Annotated in this window: 11 protein-coding genes; 5 read left to right on the top strand and 6 right to left on the bottom strand. The window is 56.3% G+C overall.

All coding sequences use genetic code 11. From position 1 onward, the window contains the following. Positions 1-18: 18 nt before the first annotated feature. Positions 19-1,194, top strand: coding sequence for a porin (locus ACVDG4_RS06090; protein WP_209173402.1), 1,176 nt, complete (start codon positions 19-21; stop codon positions 1,192-1,194). Between the two features lie 157 nt (positions 1,195-1,351). Here the strand turns inward: ACVDG4_RS06090 and ACVDG4_RS06085 are convergent, their stop codons facing one another. After that, a complete protein-coding gene (locus tag ACVDG4_RS06085) occupies positions 1,352-2,266 on the bottom strand; it encodes an alpha/beta fold hydrolase (protein WP_447234376.1) in 915 nt (304 codons plus the stop codon). 274 nt (positions 2,267-2,540) lie between these two features. Between ACVDG4_RS06085 and dapA the strand changes: the two genes are divergently transcribed. Beyond that, the gene (gene dapA / locus ACVDG4_RS06080) at positions 2,541-3,419 is read left to right on the top strand and encodes a 4-hydroxy-tetrahydrodipicolinate synthase (protein ID WP_447234375.1); all 879 of its coding nucleotides are present in this window, start codon (positions 2,541-2,543) and stop codon (positions 3,417-3,419) included. A gap of 42 nt (positions 3,420-3,461) precedes the next feature. Continuing rightward, complete coding sequence (smpB, locus tag ACVDG4_RS06075) at positions 3,462-3,941, top strand: SsrA-binding protein SmpB (protein ID WP_133950617.1); 480 nt, start codon at positions 3,462-3,464, stop codon at positions 3,939-3,941. 180 nt (positions 3,942-4,121) lie between these two features. On the opposite strand, the gene ACVDG4_RS06070 is transcribed toward smpB, so the two are convergent. The 4 genes from ACVDG4_RS06070 to ACVDG4_RS06055 form a co-directional block, all read right to left on the bottom strand. Then, complete coding sequence (locus ACVDG4_RS06070; protein WP_447234374.1) at positions 4,122-4,577, bottom strand: acyl-CoA thioesterase; 456 nt, start codon at positions 4,575-4,577, stop codon at positions 4,122-4,124. Further along, complete coding sequence (locus ACVDG4_RS06065; RefSeq protein WP_447234373.1) at positions 4,574-5,737, bottom strand: iron-containing alcohol dehydrogenase; 1,164 nt, start codon at positions 5,735-5,737, stop codon at positions 4,574-4,576. The genes ACVDG4_RS06070 and ACVDG4_RS06065 overlap by 4 nt, the downstream gene beginning before the upstream one ends. Positions 5,738-6,014: 277 nt before the next feature. Then, positions 6,015-6,746 carry a hypothetical protein gene (locus tag ACVDG4_RS06060; protein WP_447234372.1) on the bottom strand — a complete coding sequence of 244 codons (732 nt, stop codon included), beginning with the start codon at positions 6,744-6,746 and terminating at the stop codon, positions 6,015-6,017. Between the two features lie 154 nt (positions 6,747-6,900). Continuing rightward, on the bottom strand, positions 6,901-7,308 hold the full coding sequence (locus ACVDG4_RS06055; RefSeq protein ID WP_447234371.1) for a PTH2-like family protein: 408 nt from the start codon (positions 7,306-7,308) through the stop codon (positions 6,901-6,903). 16 nt (positions 7,309-7,324) lie between these two features. Here ACVDG4_RS06055 and ACVDG4_RS06050 point away from each other — a divergent pair, with 16 nt between their 5' ends. Then, complete coding sequence (locus ACVDG4_RS06050; RefSeq protein ID WP_447234370.1) at positions 7,325-8,206, top strand: AraC family transcriptional regulator; 882 nt, start codon at positions 7,325-7,327, stop codon at positions 8,204-8,206. Here ACVDG4_RS06050 and parC read toward each other — a convergent pair. Beyond that, complete coding sequence (gene parC, locus ACVDG4_RS06045; protein WP_409690965.1) at positions 8,203-10,455, bottom strand: DNA topoisomerase IV subunit A; 2,253 nt, start codon at positions 10,453-10,455, stop codon at positions 8,203-8,205. The two genes, ACVDG4_RS06050 and parC, sit on opposite strands and share 4 nt — an antisense overlap. A gap of 295 nt (positions 10,456-10,750) precedes the next feature. Between parC and ACVDG4_RS06040 the strand changes: the two genes are divergently transcribed. Then, complete coding sequence (locus ACVDG4_RS06040) at positions 10,751-12,799, top strand: putative bifunctional diguanylate cyclase/phosphodiesterase (RefSeq protein WP_447234369.1); 2,049 nt, start codon at positions 10,751-10,753, stop codon at positions 12,797-12,799. Positions 12,800-12,811: the final 12 nt, after the last annotated feature.

The raw sequence follows: 12,811 nt of genomic DNA, 5'->3' as shown, positions 1-12,811 counted from the left end.
TGATTTTGGAGGTCAGACATGAAACTCTTTAAGGGCATGATGCTCGGCGCTGCAGCCGTTGCTACCGCCACAACTGCTCAGGCAGCTGATCTTCCGGTTGCTCCGGAGCCGGTTGACTACGTACGTATCTGTGACGCTTACGGCGCTCGCTTCTTCTACATCCCGGGCACCGAAACCTGCCTGCGTGTAGGTGGTCGTGTTCGTGCCGACTACGGCATCTCTGACTTCGGCAACGACGGCCCGAACTCTTGGGACTCCAAGGCTGACGACAGCCTGCGTTTCCGTGCTCGTGGTTACATCCGCCTCGACGCTCGTACACAGACCGAATTCGGCCTGCTGCGCACTTACACCGACGTTTGGTTCACTTCCAACAACTCCAACTTCGGTTCCGCTGGCGGCAACACTGAGCTGTGGGACGCATTCGTTCAGCTCGGCGGCTTCACCTTCGGTCGTACCGGTTCTTTCTTCGACTACTGGACTGGTGAATCCTGGGGTTCCCGCATCGGTCAGGGTCTTGACTCCCGTGCAAACCTCGCAGCTTACACCGCTACCTTCGGTAACGGCCTGTCTGCAAGCGTCTCTCTCGAGTCCAACACCGGTGAGCGCTCCCCGAGCACTTACATCGGCGGTTACTCCCGTGGTGGCTTCCGCTACCCGGCTCTCGTAGCCAACGTGAACGTAGTTCAGGGTTGGGGCGGCGCTCAGTTGATGGGTGTTGTTAAAGCTAACCGTGCTTCCACAGCTCCGGTTGACTCTGAGACCGGTTGGGCGATCGGTGCATCTGCACGCTTCAACCTGCCGATGCTCGGCTCCAACACTGGCCTCGGCCTGCGCGCTGTCTACGCTGACGGTGCAATCGGCTACATCCACGAAGCATACGGTTCCTACGACGCGACCCTCAATGCTGCTGGCACTGGCCTGTCCAACTCCACCGGTTGGGGCGTTGCAGCTGGTATCACTCACTACTGGACCCCGACCATCTACACCGCGGTTCAAGGTCAGTACTGGGATATCGACGCTCTGAACAACGTCAACGATCTGTCCGCTTGGTCCGCACACGCGACCCTCGGCTGGACACCGGTCTCCGGTCTCGTAATCGGTACTGAATTCGAATACCGTGACGAAGACTTCGGTGGCGGCGCTACCGACAACCAGGACATGACTGTTACCTTCCGTGTACAGCGCACGTTCTAATCAATCCTTATCTTAAGGTTTGATGGAAAACCCGGCGGAAACGCCGGGTTTTCTTTTTGCCCAGAACGACGTGCGGCAAAGAAAAAGCCGGGACTCAAGCGGGTCCCGGCTTTTTCTCTCTTTGTCTGGCGCAACGGCCGGACAAATACAGGGATTGTCAGACCTTGCTCAAAAAATCTCCGATACGCTCATGCGTCTCGCTGTCCCACAAAACAGGCGCATGACCCTGGCCCTCAACCGTGTGAAGCACAGCGTTCAAGTGGCTATCCACCATCCTTTGTGCAGTGTCTTCTCCCAAAAGGTCCGATTTTTCACCGCGAATGACCATGACTGGCCTGTCCTTCAAGAATTCGTAAAGAGGCCAAAGGTCGGGAACCGGAGCGCCGTCATCAAGACTTGCAAATTGATGCCCAAGCGCCGGATCGTAGTCGAGCACAACCTTTCCATCCTTCTCAGAGGCAACCTGGCCCGCCATTTTCAGCCAATCATCAGCTGAAAACACCGGAAACTGCATTCCGAGCATGTGCCGGAGCGAGCCAGCGACCTCATCAAGGGACGCGTAGGACATGTTGCGGCCAAGTGTTGCCGCAATCCGATGGATGGCCCGCATCTCTATATGCGGCCCGATGTCATTGAAAATCACGGCGGCCAGCTGGTCGGGTGGATACCGGTGGGCCATTGCGAGCGCATGCAGCCCGCCCCTGGACGTGCCCAAAATCGCAAAACGATCGAGTTTGAACGCCTCGATCGCGGCATCGATGTCCTTTTCCTCAACGGGAAGCGCGTAGTTCTGCCACTCCGCGTCCCAATCACTGTCGCCGCGTCCGCGATAGTCAAGGGCGATAACACGGTGACCCTGGCCTTGAAGAAAAGCTGCGATCTCGTTGAAATCCCGCGTGTTTCTCGAAAGGCCGGGAAGGCACAGGACCGTGACTTTTTCGTCTTTTGCCGCGGACTGTGGCACGGGCCATTCTTTCGCCGCCAGCGTCAGTCCGTCCGGGCTTTGATAGGTCAAGCTGATCGGAGCGCTGGATGGGACAGCGTGCGGCGGTTCCTCTGGTGCAAGCGTCAAGGCTGTTCTCCCTAGGATATGTTGTGTTTTTTTGAAAGATAACTGGAGCGCGCGGCGGCTGCCATAGAAAGATTGCTTAAACGACACAGCCACCAGGTGGGTGAAATTCGAACCAATGGTGCAACAGCCGCAAGAAAAGCGAAATTGAGCCTTCTAAACAGCAGTTGCAGGATTGCCGGAAGCGGGCCGGGTGAGTATGTTGCGCCTCCGTTAGAACTCTTTGGGCATTCGTCCCAAGCTTAGCCACGTACTGCCGATCCAAAAGGAAACCGAGATGTTTAAAGGCTCCATCCCAGCGCTTATCACGCCCTTCAAGGACGGTGCGCTTGATGAGAAACGGTTTCAGGAGTTCGTGGATTGGCAGATTAAGGAAGGCTCCACTGGCCTCGTTCCGGTCGGAACCACTGGTGAGAGCCCGACACTTGGCCACGATGAACACAAGCGTGTCATCGAGCTCTGCATTGAGGCTGCCAGCGGCCGTGTTCCGGTGATCGCCGGCGCAGGCTCGAACAACACGATCGAAGCGATTGATTTCGCCCAGCACGCTGAAAAGGCGGGTGCGGACGCGCTTCTGGTGGTGACGCCTTACTACAACAAACCGAACCAGGCAGGCCTGAAGGCGCACTACAGGGCGATCAATGATGCTGTCGGGATTCCGATCATCATTTACAACATTCCGGGGCGGTCAATCATCGACATGACACCGGAGACCATGGCCGAGCTCTTTGAAACCTGCGACAACATCAAAGGTGTAAAGGACGCAACTGCGGACATGGCAAAGGTTTCGCGGCAGCGCCAGCTGTGCGGTCCGGATTTCATTCAGCTCTCCGGTGAAGATATTTCTGCGTTGGCTTTCAATGCACATGGCGGGGTGGGCTGCATTTCGGTAACAGCCAATGTCGCACCGCGGCTGTGTTCGGAGTTTCAGGCTGCGACACTTGCCGGTGATTACTCGAAGGCGCTTGAGTATCAGGACCGTCTCGCACCGCTTCATCGGGCCTTGTTCCTTGAACCGAGCCCAACAGGGGCCAAATATGCCTTGTCGCTTTTGGGTAAGATCGTCGAAGAGCTGCGTTTGCCGCTCGTTCCGATTTCCGAAGGCACGCAGGCAGAGATCCGCAGCGCGTTGTCGTATGCAGGTCTGATCAACTAATACAAAGAAGGGCGTGCTGCGGCACGCCCCGGGAATACGCTTATGGCTCCGAAAAAAGGGGGGCATCCGGGCCGGACCATCATCTCCGACAACCGGAAGGCCCGGTTCAATTACGAGATCGAAGACACGCTGGAAGCCGGCATCGAGCTGAAGGGGACGGAAGTCAAATCCCTTCGCACGGGCAAGGCGAATATCGGCGAATCTTACGCTGCCGAGCACAAGGGCGAGATCTGGATCTACAACGTCTATATCCCAGAGTATCTGCAGGGGAACCGGTTCAACCATGAACCGCGCCGTCCGCGGAAGCTGCTTCTGCACAAACGCGAAATCGGCAAGCTGGCTGGAGCCGTTCAAAAAGACGGCAAGACGATTGTTCCGCTCAAGCTCTATTTCAATGAACAGGGGCGGGCGAAACTGGAACTGGCCCTGGCGCGCGGCAAGAAACTTCATGACAAGCGCGAGACGGAGAAAAAACGCGACTGGCAGCGTGAGAAGTCTCGTTTGATGAAGAATTTTTCCTAAAGCCGCTCGTTCATAAATCGAGTTGGCTCTCGGCCATGGCGTGTGGAACAGCCTGTCTATAAACTGTTGCTAGCGTGTGGATAAGCTGTGGGTAGACCACTGTTGATCACCTGTGCGCAGCTTGTAGAGTTGTGGAGAACTCTGCTCTAGCGAATAGCAACTTTGCTGGCATCTAGTTCTCTAACACAGTGTTTCCAGAACCTTGCGGGTTTCGTCCGAGATTGGAACCGGGCGCCGGGTTTGCCTGTCAACATGGATATGAACAAAGCGGCCGTGCGCGGCAGTCTGAAGGTCTTCACCGGAAAAGAGACCGACCCGGAAAACCACTGAGCTCTTGCCGATTTGTTCTATTCTGAGACCCGCTGAAACAATGCTCGGGAACAACAGCTCCGCGAAATAGTTGCAACCCGTCTCAGCAACAAGAAACACGGTTTCTCCGCGCACCGGATCCAGCAGACCATTTTCGATATACCAGCTGTTCACGGCGGTATCGAAGTAACTCAGGTACTGGACATTGTTGACATGACCATACATGTCCACATCCATCCACCGGGTGGGGATTTCCAAAAAGCTTCCGAAATCTGACCGTTGCAGTGGTTTTGCGCGCTCAGGCGCTGAAGCTTTGTTTGCCGTCATAGGGCCGCTGCGTAGATGTTGAAGGCGTCCGTCTCGGTCACTTCACGCGGATTATTCACCAGAAGACGGGTTTGTTTCATAGCATCACTCGCCATTTTCGGCAGATCCTTTTCAGAGATACCAACTTCACTCAAGCGGGTCTGCAGGCCGAGTTTTTCCGTAAGCGCGGCGAGACGCTTTGCAAAGGCGTCCGCACGCTCGTTGGCGCTTGGAAGATCACTCAGATCCGGAAACAGTGCGGGGGCAAGGTCTGCGTAGGTCGGTGCTGCAACCGCATTGTTGAATGCAAGCACATGCGGGAGGACCAGCGCGTTCGAAAGCCCATGGGGCACATGGAATGTCCCGCCAATCGGGTAGGCGAGGGCATGCACGGCCGCGACCGGGGAATTGGCAAACGCCATTCCGGCGAGTTTCGAACCGAGCAGCATGCCGCCACGGGCGCTCACATTGGTGGGATCAAACACGGCAGTTTCAATGTTGGCGCCGAGCAGCTTCAGTGCCTCGACAGCAAGCGTGCGCGACAACGGATTGTTGTTGGCGGACTTCGAAGCATAGGCTTCGATCGCATGCACCATGGCATCCACACCGGTGGCGGCGGTGACATGAGCCGGCAGCCCAAGGGTCAAAAGTGGATCGAGAACGGCCAAATCCGGCAAAAGGTGTGGGGAAACAACACCGCGCTTTTCATCGGCGCCGACCGTGATGATCGAGATTGGCGTCACTTCAGACCCTGTACCCGCGGTGGTCGGGATCAAGATGAGGGGCAGGCGAGGGCCCTTGGCATTGCCGATGCCCCAGGCATCGTTCAGATCTTCTCCGCTGCCGAGCAATAGGGCGACCAGTTTGGCAACATCCAGAGAGGAGCCGCCGCCAAACCCGATGATTGAGGTCGCGCCATGGTCCTTGGCCGCTGCGACAGCCTCTTCAACCAGTGTTTGCGGCGGATCCGCAACAACTTCAGAAAAGCGGTCGATTTGATATCCTGCGGCAGTCAGGCTTGCTTCACACGCTTCTTGCAATCCGAGGGAAACGATTCCCGGATCGGTGACCAGAAAGGGCCGGTCACCCAGAAAATCCGCCGCATGCCGGTCAAGCGCAGCTGCGGCACCATTTTCAAAAACAATCCGTTCGCTGGTATGAAAAGTAAACGCCGCGACCATATTCCCTCCCGATTTTTCGCAAGTGTGCATAACAAAACCGGCCGCGTCGAGGGGCAATTCGTCTGGGAAGTGTAACTGTGGTGTCGATGGCTCCTGCCAAAACCGCTGGTTTTGTCCATGGCGCCGAAATATCTCACTGCGCTGCTATGTTAAAAAATTGAATCTAGTATTTTAATGAAGGATGTCAGGTGCATAGCTTATTGGCCAACGATTAATGATGAGCCAAGGTCCGGACTGCGAGAGGCCAACATTGTTTGCAATTCTTCTACAGAATGTCTCATTTCCAGATCCTTTTGAATGCGCCATGAGTGAGGTTTCGGTAGAATGGCTGAGGCATTTCGTGAGTGAACTCACCAAGATGTCGCGAGGGATTGTCTGACAACCAAGGCAAGCGGTTATCAATTCCGGTGGAGAGTGGGACGTCGGTGAAGGTGAGGCCAGCACTTACGAACCGGACATCAGGCCCAAATGCTGTGCCCAGATCCTGCGGTAGAACCTGCTGCGCGGTCTCAGAGCGCAGCGGATCCTCAAACCGGACCATGACGGGCAATTGATCCTCAGCGATGGGGCAGGAGCCGTCGAGCCGCTTGAACCGACGCACGAACACCGCGAAGTTGGGCTGTTCCTTCTTGATCTCGCAGGCTGTCTCAACGAGATAGGCATAGCCGTATTTGCATTGTCCCCATTCCGTCTTCCCTGGGCAGTAGAGCGCCATGGTCACGAACAAAGTGCCGCGCCCGGGAAGATCCAAGGCTAGCGCTTGGCCGCGAACCTTCCGGGCAATCAGTCTACCGTCTGGGAGCAACTGAACACCGCCGTGATTGACTGTAAGTTCCTGGACGACGCTGCCTGTCACCGGTTTGCCGTCTACCTCCAGGGTCACCTCCAGCTCGTAGCGGACATGGGCCGTTGGTGCGAACCAGGACAACAGTCCCCAGCCGATCAGCCCCAGAACGGCAAGCACCTTCAACGAGGTCAGGCAACCTTTTTTCGTTGTAAGCTTGGCCATGCCGGAGGATGTCCTTGCTAATAGTGTATTATTGATGCGCGCAGAGTAGGTGTTCTGGCTGCTAGCAATTCCGAGTTGCCTGCAGGGTGTTGCATAATCGCAATCCCGGTGCGGGGCAATTGGTCGGTACCATGAAACGCACGGGTCGAAGAGCTTATCCGTGCATCTTCGCGCCTTTGGAAATCTTGTCGGTGGTCTTTTTGTCCGCGTGAAAAGCAATGCCGACGACTTTCGCATTCTCCGGAGTGTGCTCGGCAAAGACCGCGCGGTTGGCGCTGTCGTGGCCGGTTGAGAACATTTCTTCGATGTAAAGGCTCGATTTGACTTGCCGCTCAAGCGTGCGCCGGTGGATCTTCTTCAACGTTTCTGCATTGGTAGCCAGAACGATCACAGGTTGGACGCTCATCGGATGATAGACATTGCCGTCAGCGTCTTTATAGGGCATTCCGATGATGTCTGGCTTGGCAGCGGCGACACCGGCGGACAAGAATGCAGTGACGTTCAGCTTCTGCCACATGGCCAAGTCTTCGCGGACGACGATGACGAATTTGGTATCGAACATGAATGAAAATTCCAGAATGGGATTTGAGGAAAGGCGAGAGACGGCCAGCCTAGGCGGTGTGGCCGGAAACGGTCTTGAACGTTTGTGCAAAATCGGTCGGGACGGCATTCGCGTAGCGCCGACTGAAGCCGGGATTGAGCGGATCGAAGCCAATTTCCAGGGCAACGGCTTCTCGCCTCATCGTCATGATACCTATGCCATTGGCCTGACATTGCACGGCGTGCAGCGGTTCAAATATCGTGGCGCGGAGCGGGTGTCCTGCCCTGGTCAGGTGATCGTCCTCCACCCGGATGAAATTCATGATGGCGGGGCTGGGACAGAGACCGGCTTGCGCTACAGGATGATGTATATCCCGCCGGAAATGATTGCGGAGGCGCTTGGGGGGACAGCGCTGCCCCACGTTGCGACTCCCGTTCTGACGGATCCTCTGTTTCAGAGGAGCCTGATCGAAGCCTTGCAAGATCTCGACGGTGAGATGGGGGACTTGAGAGTTTCTGATCTTCTGGCAGATCTGGCCAGTTGTTTGAGCCGCTTCTCAGATGATGCACGACCCGTCCGGCGAGCGCTCGACTGGCCGGTTCTGAAAGCCTGCGCCGCGTATTTGAAAGAACATGCGGCAGATCCGATTGACTCAGGTGATCTGGAAGCAGTCTCAGGTCTGGACCGGTTTGCGCTGTCCCGCCAGTTCCGGACGGCTTTTGGAACGAGCCCGCACCGGTATCTGGTCATGCGCCGTTTGGAGCGGGTCAAGAGCGGCCTTGCGGGCGGCGAATGCCTTGCGGCAGCGGCCACGGCCGGTGGCTTTGCAGACCAAAGCCATATGTCCCGTCATTTCAAATGTGCGTTTGGCATGTCACCTGGAAAATGGCGGCAGTTGAATGCCGCCAGCTTGGCTTAAAGCGTCTTCGGCCCAAACTTGTTTGAGCGCGGGAACCCGGTCGGGGGCAGGCGGCCTGCCTGGCCGCGGTCGCCGAGCCATTCGGAAAGCTCCTCCAGCGAGCGGGTGAAGCTGCGCCCGGAACTGTCGGTCCAGGTAAGACCGTCTTCGCCTTTGAACACGCGGATGTCAGAGACATTGCCATCCCGGTAGCGCTGCAGGCGGACACCGCGGCCGCGCCCCATCTGGGCGATTTGCGCGAGCGGGAACACAAGAAGCTTCCGGTTCTCGCCAATGATCGCAACATGATCGCCGGTCGCATCGACACACAAAGCAGCTTCAGCCGGTGCTGTGAGGTTCAAGACCTGTTTGCCCTTCCGGGTGTTGGCAACGACATCATCTTCGCTGACGACAAAACCGCGGGCTTCGTTGTTGCTGAGGAGAAGGTTCCGTCCGGGTTTGTGAACGAAGGCGCTGACGACATCCTGTGCCTCGTCCATTTCCACCATCAAACGGATCGGCTCGCCATGGCCACGTCCGCCCGGCAGGCGGTCCGCACCGAGCGTGAAGAACTTGCCGCCGGTGGAGAAGACCAGGATCTTGTCGGTCGTCTCCGCATGGAAGGAGAGCTTAAGCTTGTCGCCTTGCTTGAAGGAGAGGCTCGAAAGGTCCGCCTGGTGGCCCTTGAGTGCCCGGATCCAGCCCTTTTCAGAGATGATGACCGTAATCGGTTCCTTTTCGATCATCGCCTGCTGGATGTCGACCAGATCAGCTTCCGGAGCTTCCGCCTTGTCCGTGCGGCGCTTTCCGATCTCTGTCTCCGGTCCATAGACCTTGGCGATTTCGCCGATTTCCTTGGAGATCTTGGTCCACTGGCGCGCATCGGATCCAAGAAGTTTGGTCAGCTGATCCTTTTCATCCGTCAGCTTGTCGTGTTCCTTGCGGATCTCAATCTCTTCCAGCTTGCGCAAGGAGCGCAAGCGCATGTTGAGGATCGCTTCGGCCTGAACGTCGGTCAGCTCGAAGGTGCGGATCAGCGATGCTTTGGCGTCGTCTTCCTCGCGGATGATGCGAATGACTTCGTCAAGGTTGAGATAGGCGATCAGATAGCCGGCCAACACTTCCAGCCGGTGATTGATCTGGCCAAGCCGGTGTTCGGAGCGGCGAACAAGGACGACCTTGCGGTGGTCCAGCCACTCCCGCAGCACCTGCTTGAGGCCCATCACCATCGGGACCTTGCCCATGGATAGAACGTTCATGTTCAGCGAGAACCGGTTTTCCAGATCCGTCAGCTTGAACAGGGATTCCATCAAGATGTTGGCATCGACGTTCTTGGAGCGCGGCACCAGAACGATCCGGATGTCTTCCGCGGACTCGTCGCGCACATCATCAAGAAGCGGGAGTTTTCGGGCGGTCAGAAGCTCGGCGATTTTTTCGATTAACCGTGACTTTTGAACCTGATAGGGGATCTCGGTGACGACAATCGCCCATTGTCCCCGGCCAAGCTCTTCCACTTCCCAGCGGGCCCGCACGCGGAAGCTGCCACGCCCTGTGGCGTAGGCCTCGCGGATAGAACCCTGATCGGAGACCAGCAGGCCACCGGTCGGGAAGTCCGGGCCTTTAATGTGCTCTAGAAGCTCATCGACTTCAGCATCCGGGTTCTTGATCAGATGCTGACAAGCGTTGCAGAGTTCAAAGGCATTGTGCGGCGGTATTGAGGTTGCCATGCCTACCGCAATACCGGACGAACCGTTGCCGAGAAGGTTTGGGAACCCGCCTGGAAGGACGATCGGTTCTTTGTCTTCGCCGTCATAGGTTTCGCGCCAATCGACGGCATCCTCGTCCAAACCGTCGAGAAGACGTTTGGCGGTGTCGGTCATGCGGGCTTCGGTGTACCGCATGGCCGCGGCGTTATCGCCGTCAACATTGCCGAAGTTGCCCTGGCCGTCGATCAGCGGATAGCGCTGTGCAAAGTCCTGGGCCAGGCGGACCAGCGCATCATAGACCGCTTGGTCCCCGTGGGGGTGGTACTTACCGATGACATCGCCGACGACGCGGGCGCATTTCTTGAAACCCTGGCCAGGATCGAGTTTCAAAAGCCGCATTGCGTAGAGCAGGCGCCGGTGCACCGGCTTCAGGCCATCACGAACGTCAGGCAGAGCCCGGTGCATGATGGTTGACAATGCGTAGGCCAGGTAGCGCTCTTCCAGCGCGTCCTTCAGGTTGATGCCTTCAATGCCGCTTGGCGGCGGTGTCACTTCTTGTCCCATAGTTGTTTGCCTACCGGCTTCCGCGAAACAGTTCAATCAACCGGCGCGCACATAGGGATCAAAACCGCAGATTTTCAACGGTTTTCCGCATCATACACAGGCAGCAGAAAGTGCGGTTTGAATTCAATTTCGAGCGCTCACCGCAACCCTGTCAGTTTGAAGAGGTGTTTCGGTTTTAAATGCGACCATTAGTTGTTCTTTTACTGTAAAAATAACAATGAAAAAGGCATTATGGTGTTTTTAACACCTCGGATCGAGGCTGTCTGAGAAGTTGCCCGAAATGTAACGAGCAGGATTGTCGACGATCATCGGTATGAACAGAGTTTCCAGCCCTTTTTCTAGTTTGAAGTCCGCACTGTCCACTTGGTTGCTGGATGACAGCCAGGACATTGAAGTTGCAAAAGCGCAGTATGAATCGACACGGCGCCAGGCCCCTTTTCTCTACATCATCCGGTTCATCTGCGCCTGGACCATTGCGTTCACGCAAATCAGTTACGCGCCACTTTGGCTGGTCCTGATCTATCCAATTTGCACAACAGTCTGGTCCTATTGCCGTATTCGCCGTCTTTGGTCCGCACCAAAATCACCTCCGCGAACTTTGGAGGCGTTGATCGTCTGGCGGAAGAGAACACAGATCATCGCAGCCCTGGCCCCCTCCATCTTTACAGTCTGGGCTCTGGTGCTGTTTCCCTATGGAACTGCGTTTTCGCAGGTTCAGATTTTCCTGGCGATCCTTGTCGGCAACCTGAGTGCCTTGTTCAGCCTGACGCATCTGCGCTCAATCGCAGTCACCAACGCGGTTTCCAGCACAGGCATCTACACACTCTTCTTCAGCTGGTACGGGGACCCGGCCTATCAATTGATGGCACTCTTTGGGGTGGCGGTTACATTCTTCGTGGCGCTGATTGAAATGAACACCTATCGGGACTTCATTTCGCTCATCAAAACCGGAACGCGCTTTAAAGAGCAAAGCCATAATCTTGAGCAGAAACATCGGGAAACCAAAAAACTCAACGCGTTGAATTACCAGCTCGCCACCACTGATCATCTGACCGGTGTCGCAAACAAACGGTTTTTCCGGCAAGAACTGGACCGGCAGCTTCGCGCCGCGAATGCATCGGGAGAGCGTTTCGGTCTGTGCATCTTCGACATCGGCGGCCTTAAATCGATCACTGAGATTTACGGACTGGATGCCGGAGACCAGGTGTTAAAGGAAGTTGCCCGGCGTCTAGCCGGCATGGAAGGTGAAGGGGTGTTCGTTGGCCGGGTCGGCGGCGACGAATTTGGACTCTTCGGGACCTGCGATCCTGAAAAGTATCAAAGGGTGGAAGCGGCGTTTGAGCTCCTGATCGAGCAACCGGTTGAAACCAAACAAGGCCGTTTCCGGCCCAACTATTCCGCCGGGATAGCCCACTCCAACGGGGCTGTGACATGTGCGACGGAATTGTTTGAACGGGCTGATTTTGCCCTTTCCACCGCTCGTGAAAACCGCAAGGAAACCTCTGTTTCCTATGATGCGTGCCTTGATGCCCGCCGGTCCCGGGACACCGAGATCCTGTCAGTGTTGCTCGATGAAGAGACCAGAGACGGTCTCCATCTGGCGTTTCAACCGATCATCGATATTCGAAGCAACTCGATCCTCGGCGTTGAGTGCCTCGCGCGTTGGCATCATCCTCAACTTGGCCACGTCGCACCGGTCGACTTCATCCCGCTCGCCGAACGGTCCGGTGTGATCAATCAGATCAGTCTCGAACTGTTCGAAAAGGCTTTGTCTCAGGCCAAGACATGGCCGGAGAGCCTTCGACTGTCGTTCAACCTGTCGGCGTCCAACTTGTCTTCAAGACGTTTCATCGTTGAGTTTCTGAGGATCCTCAAACTATCCGGGATCGACCCTCAGCGGTTGAGCTGTGAAGTGACCGAAACGTCCGTCATGTGGGACTTCAAGGAAACACGGCGCGCGCTGGACACCTTGAAGGAAGCAGGTGTCCGGATTTCTCTGGATGACTTCGGAACCGGGTACTCGAGCCTTTCCCACGTTCATCGCCTGCCGCTCGACTGTATCAAGATCGACCGCAGTTTTGTGTCTAACCTTTGTCCGGGAAGCACCGGCTATGGCATCGTGAAATCACTTCTGGCACTCAGCCGGGACATGGCAATCTCGTGTGTGGTCGAGGGTGTTGAAACGGAAGAAGAACTGTCTGTTCTGAAAGACCTCGGGGCATCATTCGTCCAGGGCTATCTCTTCTCAAAACCGCTCAATGCTCCGGAGTTGTCACAGCTTCTGGCAACGGGATTATCGGATCGCGTAGCCCCTTCAATCGACGGGCTTCCAAGAGCCAGCTGATCTGGGTTCAGC

It is taken from the genome of Roseibium sp. MB-4 (assembly GCF_053005265.1).
Note: the sequence above shows the minus strand (reverse complement) of the source record. Positions and strands in the feature narration are given on the sequence as shown.

What these genes read in the sequence shown, in the direction of transcription:
- ACVDG4_RS06055 (WP_447234371.1), bottom strand. Translation starts at nt 7,308, where the DNA reads ATGTTCGATACCAAATTCGTCATCGTCGTCCGCGAAGACTTGGCCATG.
- dapA (WP_447234375.1), top strand. Translation starts at nt 2,541, where the DNA reads ATGTTTAAAGGCTCCATCCCAGCGCTTATCACGCCCTTCAAGGACGGT.
- ACVDG4_RS06050 (WP_447234370.1), top strand. Translation starts at nt 7,325, where the DNA reads ATGGGATTTGAGGAAAGGCGAGAGACGGCCAGCCTAGGCGGTGTGGCC.
- parC (WP_409690965.1), bottom strand. Translation starts at nt 10,455, where the DNA reads ATGGGACAAGAAGTGACACCGCCGCCAAGCGGCATTGAAGGCATCAAC.
- ACVDG4_RS06070 (WP_447234374.1), bottom strand. Translation starts at nt 4,577, where the DNA reads ATGACGGCAAACAAAGCTTCAGCGCCTGAGCGCGCAAAACCACTGCAA.
- ACVDG4_RS06060 (WP_447234372.1), bottom strand. Translation starts at nt 6,746, where the DNA reads ATGGCCAAGCTTACAACGAAAAAAGGTTGCCTGACCTCGTTGAAGGTG.
- ACVDG4_RS06090 (WP_209173402.1), top strand. Translation starts at nt 19, where the DNA reads ATGAAACTCTTTAAGGGCATGATGCTCGGCGCTGCAGCCGTTGCTACC.
- ACVDG4_RS06065 (WP_447234373.1), bottom strand. Translation starts at nt 5,737, where the DNA reads ATGGTCGCGGCGTTTACTTTTCATACCAGCGAACGGATTGTTTTTGAA.
- smpB (WP_133950617.1), top strand. Translation starts at nt 3,462, where the DNA reads ATGGCTCCGAAAAAAGGGGGGCATCCGGGCCGGACCATCATCTCCGAC.